General features: G+C 36.7%; 22 protein-coding genes. 12 read left to right on the top strand and 10 right to left on the bottom strand.

Annotated elements, in window-relative coordinates; genetic code table 11:
• Positions 1-12: 12 nt before the first annotated feature.
• The 3 genes from LZZ90_RS09750 to LZZ90_RS14090 all read right to left on the bottom strand — a co-directional run bounded on the left by LZZ90_RS09750 (position 13) and on the right by LZZ90_RS14090 (position 3,029).
• Entirely contained in the window at positions 13-1,962 is a 1,950-nt protein-coding gene (locus tag LZZ90_RS09750) for a T9SS type A sorting domain-containing protein (protein ID WP_237790506.1), read from the bottom strand.
• Between the two features lie 367 nt (positions 1,963-2,329).
• On the bottom strand, positions 2,330-2,647 hold the full coding sequence (locus LZZ90_RS14095) for an IS1 family transposase (RefSeq protein ID WP_370640675.1): 318 nt from the start codon (positions 2,645-2,647) through the stop codon (positions 2,330-2,332).
• A 16-nt stretch (positions 2,648-2,663) separates the two neighbouring features.
• Positions 2,664-3,029, bottom strand: coding sequence for a hypothetical protein (locus LZZ90_RS14090; RefSeq protein ID WP_370640666.1), 366 nt, complete (start codon positions 3,027-3,029; stop codon positions 2,664-2,666).
• A gap of 244 nt (positions 3,030-3,273) precedes the next feature.
• Here LZZ90_RS14090 and LZZ90_RS09740 point away from each other — a divergent pair, with 244 nt between their 5' ends.
• The 4 genes from LZZ90_RS09740 (at position 3,274) to LZZ90_RS09725 (ending at position 7,630) form a co-directional block, all read left to right on the top strand.
• On the top strand, positions 3,274-3,852 hold the full coding sequence (locus LZZ90_RS09740; RefSeq protein ID WP_237790505.1) for a non-canonical purine NTP diphosphatase: 579 nt from the start codon (positions 3,274-3,276) through the stop codon (positions 3,850-3,852).
• Between the two features lie 176 nt (positions 3,853-4,028).
• Positions 4,029-5,912: a DEAD/DEAH box helicase gene (locus LZZ90_RS09735; RefSeq protein ID WP_237790504.1), complete on the top strand. Its 1,884-nt coding sequence runs from the start codon at positions 4,029-4,031 to the stop codon at positions 5,910-5,912.
• A gap of 77 nt (positions 5,913-5,989) precedes the next feature.
• Positions 5,990-6,760: a carboxypeptidase-like regulatory domain-containing protein gene (locus LZZ90_RS09730; RefSeq protein WP_237790503.1), complete on the top strand. Its 771-nt coding sequence runs from the start codon at positions 5,990-5,992 to the stop codon at positions 6,758-6,760.
• Between the two features lie 42 nt (positions 6,761-6,802).
• Positions 6,803-7,630, top strand: a complete 828-nt coding sequence (locus tag LZZ90_RS09725) for a hypothetical protein (protein WP_237790502.1) — start codon at positions 6,803-6,805, stop codon at positions 7,628-7,630.
• 47 nt (positions 7,631-7,677) lie between these two features.
• Here the strand turns inward: LZZ90_RS09725 and LZZ90_RS09720 are convergent, their stop codons facing one another.
• Complete coding sequence (locus tag LZZ90_RS09720) at positions 7,678-8,346, bottom strand: RNA methyltransferase (protein ID WP_237790501.1); 669 nt, start codon at positions 8,344-8,346, stop codon at positions 7,678-7,680.
• Between the two features lie 56 nt (positions 8,347-8,402).
• Between LZZ90_RS09720 and LZZ90_RS09715 the strand changes: the two genes are divergently transcribed.
• The 5 genes from LZZ90_RS09715 to LZZ90_RS09695 all read left to right on the top strand — a co-directional run bounded on the left by LZZ90_RS09715 (position 8,403) and on the right by LZZ90_RS09695 (position 14,789).
• Positions 8,403-8,933: an RNA polymerase sigma factor gene (locus tag LZZ90_RS09715; protein ID WP_237790500.1), complete on the top strand. Its 531-nt coding sequence runs from the start codon at positions 8,403-8,405 to the stop codon at positions 8,931-8,933.
• The gene (locus tag LZZ90_RS09710; RefSeq protein ID WP_237790499.1) at positions 8,933-9,733 is read left to right on the top strand and encodes an anti-sigma factor domain-containing protein; all 801 of its coding nucleotides are present in this window, start codon (positions 8,933-8,935) and stop codon (positions 9,731-9,733) included. Before LZZ90_RS09715 ends, LZZ90_RS09710 begins: the two co-directional genes overlap by 1 nt.
• A gap of 7 nt (positions 9,734-9,740) precedes the next feature.
• The gene (locus LZZ90_RS09705; RefSeq protein ID WP_237790498.1) at positions 9,741-10,424 is read left to right on the top strand and encodes an NAD-dependent deacylase; all 684 of its coding nucleotides are present in this window, start codon (positions 9,741-9,743) and stop codon (positions 10,422-10,424) included.
• Positions 10,425-10,604: 180 nt separating this feature from the next.
• A complete protein-coding gene (purB, locus tag LZZ90_RS09700; protein ID WP_237790497.1) occupies positions 10,605-11,948 on the top strand; it encodes an adenylosuccinate lyase in 1,344 nt (447 codons plus the stop codon).
• Positions 11,949-12,551: 603 nt separating this feature from the next.
• Complete coding sequence (locus tag LZZ90_RS09695; RefSeq protein WP_237790496.1) at positions 12,552-14,789, top strand: cation:proton antiporter; 2,238 nt, start codon at positions 12,552-12,554, stop codon at positions 14,787-14,789.
• A gap of 75 nt (positions 14,790-14,864) precedes the next feature.
• Here the strand turns inward: LZZ90_RS09695 and guaB are convergent, their stop codons facing one another.
• The 3 genes from guaB to LZZ90_RS09680 all read right to left on the bottom strand — a co-directional run bounded on the left by guaB (position 14,865) and on the right by LZZ90_RS09680 (position 18,330).
• Positions 14,865-16,337 (bottom strand): IMP dehydrogenase, encoded by a 1,473-nt coding sequence (guaB, locus tag LZZ90_RS09690; RefSeq protein WP_237790495.1) that lies wholly within the window; start codon positions 16,335-16,337, stop codon positions 14,865-14,867.
• Between the two features lie 82 nt (positions 16,338-16,419).
• Complete coding sequence (locus LZZ90_RS09685; protein ID WP_237790494.1) at positions 16,420-17,289, bottom strand: hydroxymethylglutaryl-CoA lyase; 870 nt, start codon at positions 17,287-17,289, stop codon at positions 16,420-16,422.
• A gap of 21 nt (positions 17,290-17,310) precedes the next feature.
• Positions 17,311-18,330: a quinone-dependent dihydroorotate dehydrogenase gene (locus tag LZZ90_RS09680; protein WP_237790493.1), complete on the bottom strand. Its 1,020-nt coding sequence runs from the start codon at positions 18,328-18,330 to the stop codon at positions 17,311-17,313.
• A 183-nt stretch (positions 18,331-18,513) separates the two neighbouring features.
• Between LZZ90_RS09680 and LZZ90_RS09675 the strand changes: the two genes are divergently transcribed.
• The 3 genes from LZZ90_RS09675 to LZZ90_RS09665 all read left to right on the top strand — a co-directional run bounded on the left by LZZ90_RS09675 (position 18,514) and on the right by LZZ90_RS09665 (position 20,787).
• A complete protein-coding gene (locus tag LZZ90_RS09675) occupies positions 18,514-18,810 on the top strand; it encodes a hypothetical protein (RefSeq protein WP_237790492.1) in 297 nt (98 codons plus the stop codon).
• 117 nt (positions 18,811-18,927) lie between these two features.
• Entirely contained in the window at positions 18,928-20,175 is a 1,248-nt protein-coding gene (gene pepT / locus LZZ90_RS09670) for a peptidase T (protein ID WP_237790491.1), read from the top strand.
• 30 nt (positions 20,176-20,205) lie between these two features.
• Entirely contained in the window at positions 20,206-20,787 is a 582-nt protein-coding gene (locus tag LZZ90_RS09665) for a YdeI family protein (protein ID WP_237790490.1), read from the top strand.
• Between the two features lie 50 nt (positions 20,788-20,837).
• Here LZZ90_RS09665 and yajC read toward each other — a convergent pair whose 3' ends face one another.
• From yajC to nusB, 3 genes are read right to left on the bottom strand one after another with little or no spacing between them, the layout of a single operon-like run.
• The gene (gene yajC, locus LZZ90_RS09660; protein WP_237790489.1) at positions 20,838-21,113 is read right to left on the bottom strand and encodes a preprotein translocase subunit YajC; all 276 of its coding nucleotides are present in this window, start codon (positions 21,111-21,113) and stop codon (positions 20,838-20,840) included.
• Positions 21,114-21,124: 11 nt separating this feature from the next.
• Positions 21,125-21,607 (bottom strand): DUF1573 domain-containing protein, encoded by a 483-nt coding sequence (locus tag LZZ90_RS09655; protein WP_237790488.1) that lies wholly within the window; start codon positions 21,605-21,607, stop codon positions 21,125-21,127.
• Between the two features lie 18 nt (positions 21,608-21,625).
• Positions 21,626-22,567, bottom strand: a complete 942-nt coding sequence (gene nusB, locus LZZ90_RS09650) for a transcription antitermination factor NusB (protein ID WP_237790487.1) — start codon at positions 22,565-22,567, stop codon at positions 21,626-21,628.
• Between the last annotated feature and the right edge of the window lie 31 nt (positions 22,568-22,598).

The following is a 22,598-nucleotide window of genomic DNA, read 5'->3' as shown; positions in this document are numbered from 1 at the left end:
GTTCTTATTAAATTATTCTACAATTAATTTTACCGACTCCGTTTTTTCTCCTATTGATAATAGAATCATATAAGTACCACTAATATTGATTGAATCCTTATATAAATATTCTGTAACCTTTCCAAGACTTGTGGTTTTAATTTTTTTACCATTCATATCGAAAAAAGTAATCGAAATCGGAGTTTCATTTTTCAGATTAAAAGCGATAGTAAATTCTCCTTCTTTATTTACAGGATTTGGATAGAGCACCCAATTGTCTTTTTCAGATGAGTCACCAACATTAAATTTGATTTCCTTTTCACAACCTCTATTGTTAAATACTTTTAAAACATAATCACCAACTTCAACAGCTGTGAATTGATTTTCTTTTGAAAGTATTTTATTCTCTTTTATCCATTCAAATCTGGTTTGATCTGAACTATTTAAAATTGGTTTGATCAAAACTTGGTTTTCCTGATTCAAATACCATTGCGAAGCAAGTTCACAAGTAATAGCATCGAATGAATTTATGATTAAAGGTTTTAAATAAATCTGTCCATTCTTATCTCTAACAATAATATTGTAATTTATACTACTTAAAACATTATCAATTGTTATTTCACTATTATTATAATAAGATGAAAAAAGAGTTTTACCTTCTTTCTCAAGGCTAACTTTATACGGGGCAACACCTCCATGGATATTCAAATTAATCTTACCATTAGCCAATGAATTACAATCTTTGGCTTCAGTTTCATAATTAAAAAATAGTTCAGGTGCTTTAACAAAGGTGAACGCAACATTTTTATCTTGAAGGTTGCTCCAGATTATATTTTTAAAAAGTAACTCTTTTCCAGAGATACTATCTCCTTTAATGTATTCGGAATTTAAATAATCAAATTCATTTTCAAAATCACGGTCAATTACAAGCCAAAATCGTTCTTTAACTTTATTTTTCTCATTGTTAGTAACTTTTGAATACTTGTCTTGCAATTGGTTTTTAAATTCTTCTGTATTTAAAAGTAATGTCGTTTTTAAACTATCTTTTTGAGATATCTTTTGAATTTTCCATAACCTCTCCATTTTTGAAACCGGTTCAGAAGTGTCTTTATTATTTTGAAATTTAATACTCTTACCATTATCCCCCCACATTAAATAAGTATAATTACCTACAAATGTTTGGTTTAAAACATTTAGAGTATCAATCTTTTCTCCAAAACTGATATAAATACCATCTTTCTTAGAATTACCTGATTGCTTATGATTCAAGCCTGCTAAATCATTTCTTCCAATTCCTGTTACTCTGTTATTGAACTCTTTATTGGCTTTAAAATCCCATATCTTTTCTCCTTTATGGTTTAAATAATCTTTTTCACCGTCTAAAGAAACTCCGTACTTAATAGATAAATAAGTTTCTATTTTTTGCCTTTCAATAAAATTTAACACTCTGGGATAATATATAAACTCTAAAATTGAAGTTTTTACATCTTTAGAAATTGAATCTTTTTCAACTCCTAAATACATAAATTTTAAATTTGAGTTGGAGACATTTGCACTAGAATAATAACTTAGGATAACTCCATTATCTGGGATACTTTTTTGATAATCTATCTTTCCTGAGTTAGAAATTTTTTTTGTGGTTATACTCAAATTATCATTACCTGCTTTTGCTGACAAAATAGATTTTTCTTTTTGATCATTTGATTTATAAACCATGAATATGGTAAATCTATTTTTAAGGATCCCTTTTTCTAAAATGATTTGATTTTCTTTTGAAAAATCAATAGCGCTGTTGAAATTCAAATCATTCAATAAAACATGACTTTTCTTTTTATTATTTTTCTCTCTTCCAGAAACAACATCTTCAATTGTAGATATATTTTTAATCCACACTCCACATCCTTTAACATTTCCAGGTGACTGAGAATACAAAACATGCTGTAAAAACAGCACTAAAAATAATAGTTTAGCTTTTTTTTCCATATGTATTTTAAGGGAAAAATTAATATTCTATGTAAAAAACAAGTGCAATATTAACTCTTTTTTACAAAAAAAAACTTACTAATTTTTATTTTTTTTTAAAAATTATCACAAAAAAATAAAATCAAATCACTTTATAATCCTATAAAAATCAAAAGGCTACAAAAAAAATGATGCAATGCATAAAAAAAATAGATTAATCCTATTTAAGAAAATACAATTATAAGAAACTTAAAATGTTAAAAAATTAATCATATCTATAATAATAAAAACATTAATGTAAAAAAATTGAATATCTAAACTTTAATTAACCACAAAACACAAAGAACTTTTAAAATAATGCAAAATGATTAAAAAAAAAGACTTCAGACTACCCCAAAAAATAAATTTTAAGCACAGCAGCAGTAACACTAAGACTTCTGTCAAAACAAATTGTTTTTCTGTTTAAACGCTTTAAATGAGTTCTTAAAGTTAAGTTCTTACGTTCAATATAGTTAGTACCATAACGTTTAACCGAATGTATCTTGCTTTCAATCAAACTTCGATAATTTTGTAACCTGTCTGTAAAGATTTTTTTAGCACTAGAAAGCTTTAAAACATCTATAACTTTACTTATTGTTTTATTAGTTCGTTTTCCAATATTAAAACTTACTACTTTTTTTGATTTCCTTTCTAAAGCATAGACTATCCAAATCTTGTTTGCTTTATTTCCTAAAGTAAGTACACAACTCGTCTACTTCATATTTGCAACCTTTTAAGATTGGTGGAGCCTTAATTGATGAAGCAATCAATAGTATTCTTTTAAATAATGTAGTTGTGGAAATTTTTAATATTTTAGCACAGCTCCTGATACCAAGTCCTTCCTTAATAAAAGTGGTAATCTGGCTATTGATTTCTTGAGTATACGCTTTATAACTGTAAAATTCTATAAACCGCTTACCACAGTTTTTACAATAATATTGTTGCTTTTGGTTTTTAGTTTTACCGTTTTTAATGACTGAAAAACTAGAACATTTAATACATTTAATTTTATCACTAATTCTGATACACAAAGGTTCGCTCAGCTTCATTAGCTTCGATTTAAGACAATAACAAATAAAAAAGATGGGCTTTGTATTTGCCCATATTTTTGCTTTAACCTTTTGATAATTACTGATTATTAAATTGTTAGGTGTTTATAATTGGCGTATCACTAAGTTTGATACATTACCATCGTAAATTCCTGATTTTAAGTAAGAAAAAAAACTTAAAATTATAAATTTAGAACTTAAAACTAAAAATTATAATTTTGCAACAAATCAAATAAAAGAGCACATGCTTCAACTCGTTTTCGCCTCCAACAACAAAAACAAAATCAAAGAAATCCAACAATTGGTTCCTACTGATATTCAAATTCTTAGCTTAGAAGATATTGGCTGTGATGTTGATATTCCAGAAACTGCTGATACCATTGAAGGAAATGCGATCCTAAAAGCCAATTACGTTACCGAACATTATGGTTATGCTTGTTTTGCCGATGACAGCGGCTTAGAAATTGACGCCTTAAACGGAGAGCCGGGGGTTTACTCTGCACGTTATGCCGGTTTGCAGCGCAATGATGAAGACAACATGAACAAAGTGTTGGAAAAACTTCTAAACGAATCCAATAGAAAAGCAAATTTCAAAACCGTTATCGCTCTGAATATGAATAGTGAACAGCATTTATTTACCGGAATCATCAACGGAAATATTATTAACGAAAAACGCGGAACCAATGGTTTTGGCTACGACCCCATTTTTGTTGCAGATAACTACACTACCACTTTCGCAGAACTTTCCATGGAAGAAAAATCATCCATCAGCCACCGCGGAAAAGCCGTAAAACAGCTAATTTCCTTCCTTCAAAACGCATAATTTCATTAACAAATCCTCAGCAAAACGACGTAAAAACCCTCAAATCCTCAAACTTTTATTCTTCGTTTTTTTCTAATTTACTGATTATCAAATACTAATAAATTCACAAATAAAGTTTTTTCATTAGTTAGTCTCGATAATTAACAGTACTTTTGCACCCAATTTAAAAATACATAATGAATAAATTTGAACAATTAGGATTGAATGAATCGCTACTGCTGGCGGTTAAAGATCTAGGATTTGAGAATCCGTCAGAAGTACAGGAAAAAGCGATTCCAATACTATTGGAGCAAAACACAGACATTGTAGCATTGGCACAAACTGGAACAGGTAAAACAGCCGCATTCGGCTTTCCGTTAATCCAGAAAATCGACGCCGATGACAGAAGCACTCAAGGCTTAATTTTATCGCCAACACGTGAACTTTGTTTACAGATCACAAACGAGATTAAACAATATTCAAAATACATTAAGGGCTTACACACCGTTGCGGTTTATGGTGGTGCAAGCATTACCGAGCAGGCGCGTGAAGTAAAAAGAGGTGCACAGATTATTGTGGCTACTCCAGGACGTATGCAAGACATGATTAATCGTGGGCTTGTAAACATTAAAAACATTAACTTTTGTGTGCTTGATGAAGCAGACGAAATGTTAAACATGGGATTTTATGATGATATCTGTTCGATATTATCAGACACTCCGGACGAAAAAAACACTTGGTTATTCTCGGCAACCATGCCACAGGAAGTAGCTCGAATTGCAAAACAATTCATGCACAATCCTCAAGAGATTACCGTTGGTGCTAAAAACTCCGGTTCTTCAACGGTATCACACGAATTTTACATGGTAAATGCCCGTGACCGTTACGAAGCTTTAAAACGTTTGGCTGATGCTAACCCTGATATTTTCTCTGTAGTTTTCTGCCGTACCAAACGTGATACACAATCTATTGCAGAGAAATTAATCGAAGACGGATACAACGCTGCAGCTTTACACGGAGACTTATCGCAAGCGCAACGTGATGGGGTAATGAAAGCGTTCCGTGGTCGTCAAATTCAGATGTTGGTTGCTACAGACGTTGCGGCTCGTGGAATTGACGTAGACAACGTAACACACGTAGTAAACTATCAGTTACCGGACGAAATTGAAACCTATAACCACCGTTCTGGCCGTACCGGTCGTGCAGGTAAATTAGGAACTTCAATTGTTATTGTAACGAAAAGCGAAATCCGTAAGATTCATTCGATTGAAAAAATCATCAAACAGAAGTTTGAAGAAAAAACAATCCCAAGCGGAATTGAAATCTGTGAAATCCAGCTATTACACTTGGCCAATAAAATTCACGATACGGAAGTTGATCATGAAATTGACAACTATTTACCGGCTATCTATGAAGTTTTCCAAGACTTAACCAAAGAAGAATTGGTAAAAAGAATGGTATCTGTTGAATTCAACCGTTTCTTATCGTACTACAAATCTAAACGCGACTTATCAAGCCAAGGCGGCGACAGAGAAAGAAGTTCAGAACCAAGAGAAATTAGAGCCGGAGACCCGGTTCGTTATTTCATCAACATTGGCGCAAGAGATGATTTCGATTGGATGCAGCTGAAAGATTTCTTGAAAGAAACGTTAGATTTAGGTCGTGACGATGTATTCAAAGTAGATGTTAAAGAAGGATTCTCTTTCTTCAACACCGACGGAGAACACACCGCTAAAGTAATGGAAGTATTAAACGGATACGACTTAAACGGAAGACGCATCAACGTAGAAATTTCTAAAAACGACGGTGGAAGCAACTCAAGTCGTCGTGACCACAATGGTCGCGGTGAAAGAAGAGGCTTCGGTGGAGGAAGAGACAGAGACTCAAGAGGCGGAGACCGTGACAGAGCACCACGTGGAGATAGAGGTTCAAGAGGCGAAAGCCGTTTTGGAGGCGAAAAACGTTCGGACAGAAGAAGTGGTTCGGATGACAGAGCTCCTAGAAACGAAAGACGCAGCAGCTCAGCGCCTCGTCGTTCCGATTCAAACGCACCTAGAGAAAGAAGACCAAGAAGAAGCTAATTCTTTTGTTAATTTTCTTTAAATTCTTATAGAAACTACAAAATATCTAGTACTTTTAGACCATTCTAAAAACAAGTATGAAATATTTTGTAGTTTTTTTATTTGCCTTACTTTCCATTACTGCTTCTGCTCAAGAAGAAGGTTACACAAGAATATCGGGTATCGTTGTAAACGAAGCAAACCTGCTTCCTAAAAAAGACGTGAACATCATCAACCTTAATACCGTAAAAGGAACCACCTCCAATGGTAAAGGAGAGTTTGAAATTGATGCCAAAGTAAACGATACACTTCACTTTTCATTCATCGGGTTTCAATCGATTAAAATTAGGGTTTCTGCCGACTGGATAAAAAACAAAACCGGTTTTAAAGTAAAACTTACTGAAAAAGCTTATGCACTTGAAGAAGTGTTCATTCCAAGATATTTACTTACCGGTTATATCGAAGTAGACACCAAACTACTAGCTTTAAACGAAGCACAACGTTACAGTATTTCCGGTTTACCTTACGGCTACGAATCCGGCGGAAGTTCTTCCTCACAGGTTAGTAAAGTATTGGGTTCACTTTCCAATCCGGCCGATGCGCTCTACAATGTTTTCGGAAAAAAACCAAAGGAGATGAAAAAGCTGCGCGAGTTTAAAAAAGACGAAACCATTCGTAATGTACTGGCCTCAAAATACGACCGTGAAACCGTTTCTGCCATTTTGGGAATCGACAAAAAAGAAATCAAAGATATTTTAAAAGGATGTAATTATTCGGATGCGTTTATCGAAACCGCAAACGATCTTCAGATTATGGATGCCATTAAAGGCTGTTATGAAGATTATAAATTACTTAAGAAAACCAAATAATCTTTGTTAAAACTAAATCGACAACAATCCTCAATCAATTTTATGAAAAAAATCTGTTTGCTTTTTTTAAGCCTTTCCTTGTTTTCTTGCAGTTCAGATTCTGAAAGTAGTAATTCTTCTTCTTCGCAACTGGTAAAAATGGAACAAAAAAGCTATTATGATAACGGAGATCTTGAAGAAACCATTGTGCATGAATACGCCAATCAGAAGCCAACTAAAATGTCGTTTTACGATGAAAACAATAATTTGAGTGGTTACACAGATTTTCAATATAACGCAAATGGGGTACTAAACAAAATAAAGGATTACAGCGCACCGGGAAACCTAATACAGGAGTCCACCATTTCCTATGACAGTCAGAACCGAATTAGCAGCATTATAAAAATCTACACCGCGAGCCCAGGTAACCCTGAAATTTTAAGGTTTACTTATAACCCAGACAACACCATAACCAGTTCTTATGATCCAGCTGGAAGCGATCAAACCAAAATCTTTGAACTAAACAGCAATGGAATAATAGACAAGGAACTTGTAAACGGAACGGTTGTAACAAGTGTTCAATACAATAATTTAAAGCCTTTATCAAAAACAAGTTATTCTACAACTTATACTTACAGTTACAATTCAACAGGAAGTCAGCCGTTTCCTTTACAAAATGTTTTCGGATCTTACCTTCCAAACTCCGTATTGTTTAACAACAGTTTAGACGATGGTTGTGATGAATTGACAACCGAATTAATCTCTGAAATAAGTACTTCAGGCGAAACGCAAGAATTTACTTATACTTTAAATAGTTCGGGTTTCCCACTGACAAAGACAAAAAAACGAAACGGAACTATTTCAGACACTTACACTTATACCTATCAATAAAAAAAGCCCTTAATTGGGCTTTTTTATTGATCTGAACTTTCAGGATATTAAACTTGATCTAAATATTTTTTGGTAATAAAGTCGATGTCTTTGATTGATTTTCGGGTCCAGTCGATGCGCTTTTCAATCAATTCCAATTCGGATAATTTCCAATCGATGTCAGAGTGTCTTAATCGGTTGGTAAGTGCCTGAATTATAATCGCTGCTGATACTGAAATATTCAGACTCTCAGTAAAACCCACCATGGGTATTTTCAGAAAACCATCGGCTTGCTGCATTACTTCTTCTGAAAGACCTAATTTTTCGGTTCCGAAGAAAATCGCGGAAGGCTTTGTTATGTCGAAATCCTCCAACATACAATCGTTTTCGTGCGGGGTTGTTGCAATAATCTGATATCCTCTTAATTTTAAAGCATCGATACAATCCTGATTACTTGAAAAACGATTAATATCCACCCATTTTTCAGCGCCTAAAGCAATTTCCTTGTCAATTTTTTTTCCGTAACGTTCTTCAATTACGTTCAGTTCCTGAATTCCAAACACTTCACAACTGCGCATCACCGCACTGGTGTTATGCAATTGATAAACATCTTCGCAGGCAACAGTAAAATGTCTGGTTCGGTTCTGGAGTACTTTTAAAAAACCTTCTTTGCGGTTTTCGGTTATAAATTCTTCCAAATACTTTAAATAATTGGCATCAGCGAAAAGGTTTTCCATCAAAAAAGCGGATTTATGAAATTTGTTTCTTATTTTTAAGGGATTAATTCCTACTTATGACTCAAGAAGAATTACTGGAGCAAATTTATAAAAAAGACAACAAAGCCTTCACGCTTTTGTATGATATGTATGCTCGAAGTCTTTTCGGTGTGATTTTCAACTTAATTAAAGACAAAGAGGAAGCCGAAGACGTACTACAGGAAGTTTTTATTAAAATCTGGAAAAACATAGACAGTTACAACGAAAACAAAGGCCGTTTTTTTACCTGGATTCTGAATATTGCCCGTAATGCTGCCATTGACAAGTTGCGTTCCAAAAACTTTAACAACAACCAGAAAAACTTATCGGCGGATAATTTCGTACATATCCTTGATGATCCTTCGAAAATCAATAATAAAATAGACACCATTGGTATTCAGGAATTTGTCAAAAAATTAAAACCAAAATGTATCCAGTTAATTGATTTGTTGTTTTTTAAAGGTTACACCCAACAGGAAGTTTCTGATGAGCTTGAAATTCCTTTGGGAACCGTAAAAACGCAAAACAGAAACTGCATAAACGAATTAAGAAACCTTTTGAAAGTGTAATGAACAGTAGAGAATATATAGAAAGTGGTATTTTGGAGCTTTATGTTTTCGGAAAACTTTCGGAGACAGAAATGCAGGATGTGCAACAAATGGCAGCTGACAATCCGGCGATACGAACTGAAATTGCCGCAATTGAAAAAGCGGTGATCAATCTTTCGTATAGTGTTTCCCCAAATATCTCTTCGGAAACGTATGATAAAATACGTGAGGAATTATTAGGCGGCGATCCTAAAGTTATCCAAATGAAATCCAAAACGAATTGGTCACAATATTTGGGATGGGCTGCCTCTTTGGTAATTCTTTTAGGTGCCGGAATGATGTACCTTCAGATGAACAAAAGCATGAACGACACCATCAATGAAGAAATCAAAAAAAACAAAGCCGATTTCAACAAAATGCAGCAAACGATAACCACTTTGGAACAAAAAAACAAAACTACCGTAAACATGATGGACATCCTTAGAGACAAAAACAATAGGATTGTAACCCTCGACGGAATGGCTGCTATGCCGAGCGCTTCTGCAAAAGTATATTGGAACAAAGCCACTCGGGTAGTTTATATCGATGCCAAAGATTTACCCGATGCTCCACAGGGAATGGTCTATCAGGTTTGGTCGGTAAAAATGAACCCGCTTACTCCTACCAGCATCGGTCTATTGGATAAAACAGCTGCAACCTCCTCTAAAATGTATAAAGTTGACAACACCAGCGATGCGGAAGCCTTCGGAATCACCCTCGAACCTGCCGGAGGAAGCGAAAACCCAACGATGGACCGACTCTTTACATTCGGAAAAGTTTAATTCACGCATGAAAAAGAAAATCGTCATACTTTCAGGAGCGGGAATGAGCGCCGAAAGCGGTATTAAAACCTTTCGCGATGCCGACGGGCTTTGGGAAGGACATGATATCATGGAAGTGGCTTCGCCAATCGGTTGGGCCAAAAACCCTGAACTGGTTTTGGATTTCTACAACAAACGCCGTGCTCAACTTTTTGAAGTCCAGCCCAATAAAGGACATTTCCTTGTAGCCGAACTGGAAAAGGAACACGAGGTATTTGTGATTACTCAAAATGTAGACGATTTGCACGAGCGCGCCGGAAGTACCAACGTTTTGCATCTTCATGGCGAATTGCTAAAAGTAAGAAGCACCAAATACCACGACCTGATTTACGACTGGAAAAAAGATTTGCTTTTAAGCGATGTAGATTACGAAGGCAACCAACTGCGCCCGCATATCGTTTGGTTTGGAGAAGAGGTTCCAGCCATAGACCAAGCCATTGAAATTGTACAGGATGCCGATGTTTTAATAGTTATTGGCACTTCGTTACAAGTATATCCCGCAGCGGGTTTAATCAATTATGCAAACGATGAAATCCCGATTTATTATATCGATCCGAAACCCGCTACTATGTACGATATTGTCAATCCAGTAACCTTGATTCCTATGAATGCGAGTGAAGGGATGGAAAAAATTATGAGTTATGAGTTATGAGTTATGAGTTATGAGTTAATAATGAGATTTTTCTTTTGATTCTTTATTACAAAACAAACTGAAAACTATGACTATAACTGATACTGATATTGAAAACCAATTCTAAAAAAATTACAATTCATAATTTATAACTCATAACTTATAACTATTTTTGCAGCTTCAAAAACAACACATACAAACATGCAACTAACTGAACTGAATGCTATTTCACCCATCGACGGTCGTTATAGAAACAAAACGGTTTCCTTATCCCAATATTTTTCTGAAGAAGCACTAATCCGCTACCGTGTTTTGGTGGAAGTGGAATATTTCATTGCGTTATGCGAATTGCCTTTACCGCAACTTTCAGGAGTAGACAAAAATCTATATCCGGAATTGCGCAAAATGTATGAGAACTTCTCCACAGAAGACGCACTTTGGATCAAAGAAACTGAAAAAACGACCAACCACGATGTAAAAGCGGTGGAATATTTCATCAAAGAGGCTTTCGACAAGTTAGGTTTACAACACTACAAGGAGTTCATCCACTTCGGATTAACGTCTCAGGACATCAACAATACCGCGATTCCTCTTTCTACTAAAGAAGCTTTCGAAAAAGTGTATATGCCCTCTTTAATCAGTGTGGTTTCAAAATTAAAGGATTTAAGCATTGAATGGGCAGCTGTTCCGATGTTAGCCCGCACCCACGGACAACCGGCTTCCCCTACCCGTTTAGGAAAAGAAATCCAGGTTTTCGTAGAACGTTTGGAAGAGCAGATGCGTTTGCTTTTCAATGTTCCGTTTGCGGCTAAATTTGGTGGTGCGACAGGAAATTACAATGCACACGCTGTTGCTTATCCGAACAACGACTGGAGAAAATTCGGTAATGATTTCGTAGAAGAGATTTTAGGGTTACACCATTCGTTCCCAACAACACAGATTGAGCATTATGACCATTTTGCAGCCTTCTTCGACGCTTTAAAACGCATCAATACGATTTTAATCGACCTGGATCGTGACATCTGGACGTATGTTTCGATGGATTATTTCAAACAGAAAATCAAAGCGGGAGAAATCGGCTCTTCGGCGATGCCCCATAAAGTAAACCCAATCGATTTTGAAAACTCAGAAGGTAACTTAGGAATTGCCAACGCTATTTTCGAACACCTTTCGGCTAAATTACCTGTTTCCAGATTGCAACGCGATTTGACTGACAGCACCGTTTTAAGAAATATTGGTGTTCCGATGGGACATACTTTGATTGCTTTTGAAGCCACCTTAAAAGGATTGAACAAATTGCTTTTAAACGAATACAAATTCGCGGAAGATTTAGAGAAAAACTGGGCAGTAGTTGCCGAAGCGATCCAAACGATTTTACGTCGCGAAGGCTATCCGAACCCATACGAAGCATTGAAAGACTTAACCCGAACCAATACGGTTATCAATAAAGAAGCGATTCACAATTTCATCAGAACTTTAAATGTTTCGGAGGATATTAAAGCGGAATTGCTGAAGATTACACCTAGTAATTATTTGGGAATTTAATTCTTAACAATAGAAAAACTCTAATCCGCTACTATCTCCAGTTGCGGATTTTTTTTGCAATTTTATTCACAAGCAATAATACCAATACCAAACGTATTAAAAGAGGTTTCCAACACAGTAAAGCACGTTACACAACCTAATAAAAGTGGTTCCAAACGTATTAAAATACGTTATACAACGTGGTAAATGAGGTTCCGAACGTAGTAAAACACGTTACTTAACGTGGTAAATGAGGTTCCGAACATATAAAAACACGCTATTCAACGTGGTAAAAGCAGTTCAGAACGTGGTAAAAAACGTTACTTGACGTGGTAAATTGGGTTCGGAACGTGGTAAAACACACTATCCAACGTGGTAAAAGCAGTTCAGAACGTGGCAAAACACATTACTTAACGTGGTAAATGGGTTTCGGAACGTATAAAAACACGTCCCTCAAGGCATAAAAACCATTAACCCTAAAATGAATTTTTATTCAAAAATACCTCTATTTTCATAAATTCATCTTAAAAAAGCCCGTTTTTAGCGTAAAAACTTGAATAAAACGTCATTTTTTACTATTTTACGCCATATTCATTTTCCCACAATTCAAAAACTTATACGCCTATGTTTTTAACTGTTGCCACTACAACAACCACTCATCTTAAACCCTTAATAAGCGATTTAGGATTAATTTTAATGACGGCCGGAATCGCCGCGCTGCTTTTCCGTAAATTAAAACAACCTCTTGTTCTTGGGTATTTGATTGCCGGGTTTCTTGCCGGTAACCATTTCGATTTTTTTCCATCAGTTAAAGATACCCACAGTGTGGAAGTTTGGGCCGAAATCGGTGTTATTTTCCTGCTGTTTAGTTTGGGGCTAGAGTTCAGTTTCAAAAAACTGGTTAAAGTAGGCGGCACCGCTTCCATAACCGCAGGTACTCAAATTATTACCATGGTGGCTCTCGGGTTCCTGGTTGGAAAACTGATGGGCTGGAAATCCATAGACAGTATCTTCTTGGGAGTAATGCTTTCCATTTCCTCCACTACAATAATCTTAAAAACTTTTGATGAACTGGGAGTAAAAGCCCAGAAATTTGCCGGAAACGTAATCGGGGCACTGATTGTTCAGGATATTTTAGCCATTCTAATGATGGTATTGCTTTCCACCATTGCGGTAAGCCAGCAATTTTCCGGTAGTGAGCTTTTACAATCGGTTTTAAAACTTATATTCTTTCTTACTATTTGGTTTGTGGGTGGTATCTTCTTTGTTCCTACTCTACTTAAAAAAGCAAAGCATTTACTAACCGACGAAATGTTACTCATTCTTTCCCTTGCTTTATGTCTGACAATGGTGATACTGGCTTCCAACGTTGGATTTTCTCCGGCTTTGGGCGCCTTTATCATGGGATCGATCATTGCAGAAACTACTCAGGCCGAACACATTGAACACCTTGTAAAACCGGTTAAAGATTTATTCGGTGCAGTTTTCTTTGTATCGGTAGGAATGCTTATCAATCCGGAAACACTTGTAGAATATACGGTTCCGGTTATTATACTTACACTGGTTACGATATTCGGACAATCCATTAGCGCGACAATTGGCTCCTTGCTTTCGGGCCAACCTTTAAAACAATCGGTGCAGGCCGGAGTGAGTTTATCACAAATTGGGGAATTCTCCTTTATTATTGCCACCTTGGGAATGTCGCTAAATGTTACCAGCGATTTTCTTTATCCGACCATAGTAGCGGTTTCCGCAGTGACTACCTTTACCACGCCGTATATGGTTAAATTAGGAACTCCATTAGCGCTAATTCTGGAAAAAAAGCTACCTAGAAAATGGGTAAAATCCATTGCGAATTACAGTGCTAATGCCGAAGAAATCAAAACCGTCTCGACCTGGCAAATTGTACTGCGCTCTTTCCTGTTTCAGATTGTGTTACATTCTATTATTATTTTAGGAATCATTTTACTTTCCACCCGATATCTTTTACCACTGGTGGAAGGATCAAGGTTCGGGCATGCTTTGGCAGCTTTAGCTACACTTATTGTGGTATCGCCATTCTTATGGGCCTTATCTCTTAGACGAATTGCCATCAAAGAAGTGACCGAATTGTTCGACAACCGAAAATCAAGAGGGCCGATCGTGGTACTTATTTTCATGCGTATGGCACTAGGCTTATTTTTTATCGGATTCATCCTCAACAACTTTTTCTCTCCCGGAATTGCCTTTATTGCCCTTATTGTGGCATTAACAGCATACTTTCTGTTTCCAAAACAGCTTCATGCACGTTACCAACGTATTGAGAGGCATTTTATGAGCAACCTGCACGACAGGGAAATAGCAAAAGAAAAAAGAACCCGTCGCGACCTCACCCCTTGGGACGGGCATATGGCTACTTTCGATATTGCCAAAGAATCCAATTTAGCAGGAAAAACACTTGAGGAATTGCGCATGAGGGAAAAAATGGGGATAAACGTCGCCTTTATCAAACGTGGGGAAATCATCATTAATGTTCCGAGCCGTAACGAACGTTTGTTTCCGAGCGACGAGATTTGCGTAATTGGTACCGATACCCAAGTAAAAAAATTCAAAAAATACCTCGATCAAAATGAAATTGAAGCGCCGGAAGACACCGAGGACAAAGACATTGTATTACAACACCTTCCATTAAAGAATCAGGCGTTCATCGGAAAAAGTATTAGAGACTCTCAAATTCGTGAAAAAACAAACGGGTTGGTTGTAGGCATCGAGCGCGAAGGAAGACGTATGCTCAATCCCGAATCGCATTTAATTTTGGAAGAAGGGGATATCCTTTGGGTAGTAGGCGATAAAAAACTGTTATCGAGTTTGGAACACCGTTAATCATCAAGACACATCATATAAACAAAAAAAGGCAACAGTTGTTTAACTATTGCCTTTTCTATTTTTAGTTTAAAATTATCTTGAATAATTCGGAGCTTCTTTTGTAATGGTAACATTGTGTGGATGGCTTTCTCCAATTCCACTTGTGGTGATTCTTACGAAACGACCCGTAGTTTGAAGGGTTTCGATATCTTTAGCACCACAATAGCCCATTCCTGCGCGAAGACCCCCAATGAATTGCAACATACTTTCGTTTAATTCTCCTTTATAAGGCACACGTCCTACAATTCCTTCCGGAACCAGTTTCTTAACATCGTCTTCTACATCTTGGAAATAACGGTCTTTAGAACCTTCTTTCATCGCTTCTACGGAACCCATTCCACGGTACGATTTGAATTTTCTTCCTTCGAAAATAATCGTTTCCCCCGGAGATTCTTTAGTTCCAGCCAATAACGAACCTAGCATCACACAATCTGCACCGGCTGCAATCGCTTTAGGAATATCTCCTGTATAACGAATTCCTCCGTCTGCAATTACCGGAACACCAGTTCCACGTAAAGCTGCAGCAACTTCTAATACCGCTGAAAACTGAGGAAAACCAACTCCTGCAACCACACGGGTTGTACAAATAGAACCTGGTCCGATTCCTACTTTTACAGCATCTGCACCGTTTTCTGCTAAATATAAAGCGGCTTCCGGAGTAGCGATGTTTCCAACAACTACATCCAATTCTGGGAATTTTGCTTTTACTTCTTTTAAAACCGTTACCACACCTTTGGTATGTCCGTGCGCTGTGTCGATAATAACCGCATCAACACCAGCAGCCACTAAAGCTGAAGCTCTATCTACCGCATCGGCAGTTACTCCTAAAGCAGCGGCTACGCGTAAACGTCCGAACTTGTCTTTATTAGCGTTTGGTTTTTGAGTAAGTTTTGTGATATCTCTGAAAGTAATTAACCCGATTAACTTATAATCAGCGTTTACTACCGGTAATTTTTCAATTTTATTGCCTTGAAGAATTTCTTCTGCCTGAACTAAAGTTGTTCCTTCCGGAGCTGTTACCAAATTTTCAGAAGTCATGACTTCGGTAATCGCTCTGGTATTGTTTTTCTCGAAACGCAAATCTCTGTTGGTCACGATTCCTTTCAATACCTGATTTCCATCCACCACTGGAATTCCTCCAATACTGAATTCACGCATTACTTGTTTTGCATCACCAACTGTTGCAGTCAATGGTAAAGTAACCGGATCGATGATCATTCCGCTTTCGGCACGCTTTACTTTGCGTACTTCAGCAGCCTGCTGTTCGATGGTCATATTTTTATGTAAAACACCAATACCTCCTTCCTGAGCCATAGCAATAGCCATAGCGCTTTCCGTAACGGTATCCATAGCAGCAGATACAACAGGAGTGTTTAGCGTAATGTTTTTTGTGAATTTTGTTTTGATGCTTACTTCGCGCGGAAGTACTTCGGAATAATTTGGAACCAGTAGAACATCGTCGTAGGTTAAACCTTCTCCAACGATTTTAGTTGTGTGTGCGTTCATGTTGCAATTGTAGTTAAATTGCATGCAAATATACTCAATTTATTTTGAGTAACAAATCTTCAAAAACACAAATTAAAGTTAATTAATGGTAAACCGTAAAAATTTTAAGCGCCTCATTATAAGCACTCTCAAAACTCATCGGGCTTAAATTGGTATTTGCTTTCTCAGTAGTAAAATAGGAAAGCATCTTTTCGGTAGGCATATTTCCGGTCAAATCGTCTTTGGCCATAGGACATCCGCCAAAACCTTGAATAGCGCCGTCAAAACGTCTGCAACCTGCTTTATAAGCAGCATCAACCTTCTCAAACCATTTATCCGGCGTAGTGTGCAAGTGTGCTCCAAATTCAACGTTCGGGTACTTCGGAATAAGGTTAGAAAACAAATAATCAATAACTTCCGGAGTAGAACTTCCCACGGTATCGGAAAGCGAAAGGATTTTTACGCCCATGTTTGCCAGTTTTTCAGTCCATTCTCCAACAATTTCCACATTCCAAGGATCTCCGTACGGATTTCCAAAACCCATAGAAATATAAGTAACCACTTCTTTATTGGACTTATCGGCGATGTTTAGAATTTCATCAAGCGTTACTAATGATTCTGCAATCGTTTTATGAGTATTTCGCATCTGAAAATTCTCAGAAATCGAAAACGGAAACCCTAAATACTGAATTTCAGGATGGATGGAAGCATTTTCAGCACCTTGTGTATTGGCAATAATCGCCAACAATTTGCTTTGCGTTTTCGACAAATCCAACTTTGCCAAAACTTCGGCCGTGTCCTGCATTTGCGGGATGGCTTTCGCCGAAACAAAACTTCCGAAATCAATCGTATCAAAACCTACACGAAGCAATGATTGGATATACTGAACTTTTTTTTCTGTTGGAATAAAGTCTTTGATTCCTTGCATGGCATCGCGCGGACATTCGATGATTTTTACCTGTTCTGTTTTCATGGAAGCCAAATGTAAGACTATTTATGCTTTTTCTAAAATCTTTTTATTGATGGCTTTGATAAGCGCCGGACCTTCATAAATAAAGCCTGTGTACAATTGCACCAAACTTGCGCCGGCTTCTAATTTCTCGATAGCGTCTTCAGCGGTATGAATTCCTCCTACCCCAATGATCGGGAATGCTTTATTACTTTTTTCAGAAAGGAAACGAATTACTTCCGTAGAACGTTTCGTCAATGGTTTTCCGGATAATCCTCCCGCTTCAATCTTATTTACCGATTGTAAACCTTCACGCGAAATAGTAGTATTGGTCGCGATTACACCGGCAATTTTGGTTTCTTTTACGATATCGATGATGTCCAAAAGCTGCTCGTCGGTTAAATCGGGAGCGATTTTTAAAAGAATCGGCTTGGGATTTGACTTCGTAAGATTTAGATTCTGAAGCGTTTGCAACAATTGCGTTAACGGTTCTTTATCCTGTAAAGCTCTTAAATTCGGCGTATTTGGCGAGCTTACGTTCACCACAAAATAATCCACATAATCAAACAACGCATTGAAACAGATTTCGTAATCTTTAACAGCATCTTCATTCGGTGTTACTTTATTTTTACCGATGTTTCCACCAATTAGAACGCCTTTATTTTTTTTCAGACGTAAAACTGCTTCTTCTACTCCACCATTATTAAAACCCATACGGTTGATGATGGCCGAATCTTCACGCAAACGAAACAAACGCAGTTTCGGATTTCCGTCTTGTCCTTTTGGTGTAAGTGTTCCGATTTCAATAAAACCGAATCCGAAATTGGAAAGTTCCTGATACAGTTTCGCATCTTTATCAAAACCTGCAGCCAAACCAACCGGGTTTTTGAATTTCAAACCGAAAACTTCGCGCTCCAAACGTTTGTCGTTCACTTCATAAATGGATTTGAAAAGCGACGAAAAACCGGGAATCTTATTCGCAAAACGAACGGCAGAAAAAGTAAAATGATGCACTGCTTCGGGATCGAAACAGAAAAGTATCGGACGGATAAGTTGTTTGTACATGGTTGAGTTGTGTTGTGGTGCAAAATTAGAAATTAGAATTCAGAATTCAGAATTTAGATTCATTATTATTCTGAAAGCATGTTTTATAAAATACAACACATTTAATGTCAGCAATTTACATATAAAACCACAATGAATTAGTACTTTTGTTAGTCACTTTTGTTTCACTTAAATCAACTGATTATGTACATCGTAAGAGAAATTTTCCATTTACAGTTTGGACGTTACAAAGAAGCCAAAGCATTAATAGACGAAGCCAGAACCAAAGGACTGATGACTCAGCCAGAAGGCGGAAGAATATTAACCGATTTTACAGGACCGGGATATCGCTTAATTTTTGAATCGCCATACAAAACCCTTGCTGATTTTGAAGCAGATTTAGCCCGCGAAATGAATGCCGAAGCCTGGAAAGACTGGTACGAGCGCTTCAAACCGTTTGTAAGCCATTCGCAAAGGGAAATCCTGAAACAGGTTGGTTAATCTTCCTTCCCATTTCATCACAATCACTTCTATTTCAAAAGAATAGAAGAAGGTTTTTTTATGCCTACTGCGATTTCAAATAAACCGTATATTTGTTACTCTTAAAATAACACATTTATGCAACACATAATCGACCGTTTCATTAGTTATGTTACTGTAGATACGGAATCTGACCCAAATTCAAACACAACGCCAAGTACTGCTAAACAATGGGATTTAGCCAATAAATTAGTCGAAGAATTAAAAGCGATTGGTTTACAGGATGTTACCATCGACGACAAATCATACATTCAGGCAACCTTACCAAGCAATTTGGATTACGAAGTTCCAACAATCGGTTTCGTAGCCCATTTTGACACTACGCCAGATTTTACAGGAGCTAACGTGAATCCTCAAATCGTTAAAAATTATGATGGTGGCGATATCATCCTAAACAAGGAACAAAACATCGTACTTTCACCAAGTTATTTCGAAGATTTACTTTTATACAAAGGACAAACTTTAATCACTACAGACGGAACCACTTTATTGGGTGCCGATGACAAAGCCGGTGTAACTGAAATTGTTACGGCGATGGAATACCTGATCAAAAATCCGCAAATCAAGCACGGAACGTTGAAAGTTGGTTTTACTCCTGATGAGGAAATCGGACGCGGAGCAGACTTTTTTGATGTGGAAAAATTCGGATGTGAGTGGGCTTACACTATGGACGGAAGTCAAATTGGCGAATTGGAATACGAGAACTTCAACGCAGCTGGTGTGAAATTAAAATTCAAAGGAAAAAGTGTTCACCCGGGTTATGCCAAAGGAAAAATGATCAACTCAATGCTTTTGGCTACCAAGTACATTTCCAAATTACCAAAAGATGAAGTGCCGGAAAGAACTAAAGGTTATGAAGGTTTCTTCCACGTAGTACATTTAGACGGAAGCATTGAAGAGACTAACGTTCAACTAATTATCCGCGATCACGACCGTAAGAAATTTGAAAAACGCAAAAAGTTCGTTCAGAAAATTGCCGATAAACTCAATAAAAAATACGCAAAACAATTTGGTGCAGACATTGTAGAAATCGAAATCAAAGACCAATACTACAACATGCGCGAAAAAGTAGAACCGGTAAAACATATTGTTGATTTGGCGGAACAAGCCATGAAAGATTTGAATATTAAACCAATCATTCGCCCAATTCGCGGTGGAACGGATGGCTCTCGTCTATCGTTCATGGGATTACCTTGCCCGAACATTTTCGCAGGAGGACACAACTTCCACGGAAAATACGAATATGTTCCGGTAGAAAGTATGCAAAAAGCAATCGATGTTATCATTAGAATTGCCGAATTAACCGCAGAGAAATACAAAAAATAGTTTCAGCACTAAATCGTTTGCAACATGGGAATGAGCGAGAAAAACCCTTGGAACAAAACCAACCAGTGGGCCGAAGAACTTGATCTTTTAAAATCCATTATCGATAAAACCGAACTGGAAGAAATGACCAAATGGGGCGGTCCGGTGTACACAATCAACAAAAAAAATGTGGTAGGTGTTGGCGGTTTCAAATCTTATGTTGGGGTATGGTTTTTTAACGGTGTTTTTTTGAAAGACGAGAAAAAAGTTTTAGTAAATGCCAACGAAGGCGTTACCCGAGCATTACGTCAATGGCGCTTTGAATCTAAGGATGAAATTCTGAAAAACGAGAAATTCATTCTGCATTATATCAACGAAGCCATCGCTAATGAAAAAGCCGGTCTTGCGATCAAACCTGAAAAGAAAGAAGAAATTATTTCCGATTTTTGGCTTGCTGAATTAAAAACTGATAAAAAACTAAAAGCAGCTTTTGAAGCGTTTACTCCTTATAAACAAAGGGAATTTTTAGAATACATCGAAAGTGCCAAGCAGGAAAAGACCAAACTTTCCCGTATTGAAAAAATCAGACCAATGGTTTTAGACGGAATCGGTTTGAACGACAAATACAGATAACAAAAAAAGCCTCCAAAATTGGAGGCTTTTTATTTATACTTGAAAACAATTTAACTTGCTTTGTTTGCTTTCTGGCTCAATTCCAATGAAATCGCTGAACGCTCCATTTTAATTTTCCCCGCCATAGTTTCAACAATCACTGAATCTTCGTATAATTCGGCAATTTTACCGTGAATTCCTGATTTAGTGATGATTTTGTCTCCTACTTTTAAAGCAGCTTCAAATTCTTTTTCTTTTTTCTGTCTTTGTTGCTGCGGACGGATCATTAAAAAATAAACCACCACAAACATCAACATAATTGGCAAAAACTGACTGATTTGTTCCATTAAAATTAATTTTAGTGCATAGCCGGAGCTGAAGTAGCACCTGCTTTTGGAGTTATACTTGCTTTGATAGTTATCTTCTCTGAACCTTCTTTAGTGTTGGTTGTCAAAGTAACGGTTTTTTGTTGCTCACCAGATTTTCCATTCGGGTCGAACGTTACTTTCATTGGAGCAGATTCTCCTGGTTTTACAGGCTCTTTCGGATAGTCTGGAACGGTACATCCGCAACTTCCCTGAGCATTGATGATGATTAAATCTGCTTCACCTGTATTTTTAATGGTAAAAGTAGTTTCCACTTTTTCCGCATCCGAAATTTTGCCGAAATCGTGTTCGGTCTTATCAAATTCGATTACAGGTAATTTCCCTGTAGCAGCATTTTCTGCCATGGTTTTTTCAACGTTCTCCTGAGAAATTTTCTCAGAAGCATTTTCTTTTTTGCAAGATACTGACAACACTAAAGCAGCAACAGCCAATACTCCAAATGTTTTTCTAATCATAATTTTTAAAAAAGTTACTTACATTAAACCTCTTCCGGTCTTGATTAATTTATTTTCTTTTTGGTATTCCTTAACCAGATTATCCAAAATTCCGTTGATAAAAATACTACTTTTTGGTGTAGAATATTCTTTTGCCAATTCTAAATATTCGTTAATTGTTACTTTCACCGGAATAGACGGAAATTTCAAGAACTCACAAATAGCCATTTTTAAAATGATGGTATCGATCTCGGCAATTCGCTCTGCATCCCAGTTCGGGGTTTTGTCGATAAATTCTTTTGCTAATTCGGTATTGTTCAGAACGGTTTTTCTAAACAGGTTGCGAACGTATTCTTTATCGTCTGCATCTTTGAAAAGTTTCGGAACAAAAAAATCATCATTAGCCGATCTTATTTGCTTCAACTGTTTCACAATCATAGTATTTACAAGCGGAATATCGTCTACCCAAGTAATTTTATAATCCTCAAGATAGTCGTACAACTTTTCGTTTGGTGCAATAATTTCTGAGAACATAGAAACAACAAACTGTTTGTCTTGTTCGAAATCATTCACAGAATTGCTCATGTAGTTTTCATACAACTCGCTTTTCTTGATTTCCTCCAACAAAAGCAAAATATAATCGTCGTTATTCTTCCAGTTAGTTATTTTACGTTCCTCAATAGCAACGCTGAGCGAATTGTTTTCGTCTAAAAACTGTAATACTTTGTTTTGGATAAATTTTCGGTTGGGATTACGTTCTTCTTTGGTAGCAAGATGTTTTTTACTCGATTTTTCGATGAAATCTTCTTCAGCTTTTCTAATTTCCACTAAGGCAGAAAGCATGATAAGATAAAGATCCTGGACGTTTTCGATACTTTGAAACAGGAACTTTTCTTCCTTTTCCATATTATCTGAATTGTTTTGATGCATTGCGTAGATGGATTGCATCACTTTCACACGGATATGTCTTCTGTTTAACATCTTGGTAAGAACTTTAAAAATTAACGGAGCG

The organism is Flavobacterium sp. SM15, from assembly GCF_022012335.1.
Classification (GTDB): domain Bacteria; phylum Bacteroidota; class Bacteroidia; order Flavobacteriales; family Flavobacteriaceae; genus Flavobacterium.
Note: the sequence above shows the minus strand (reverse complement) of the source record. Positions and strands in the feature narration are given on the sequence as shown.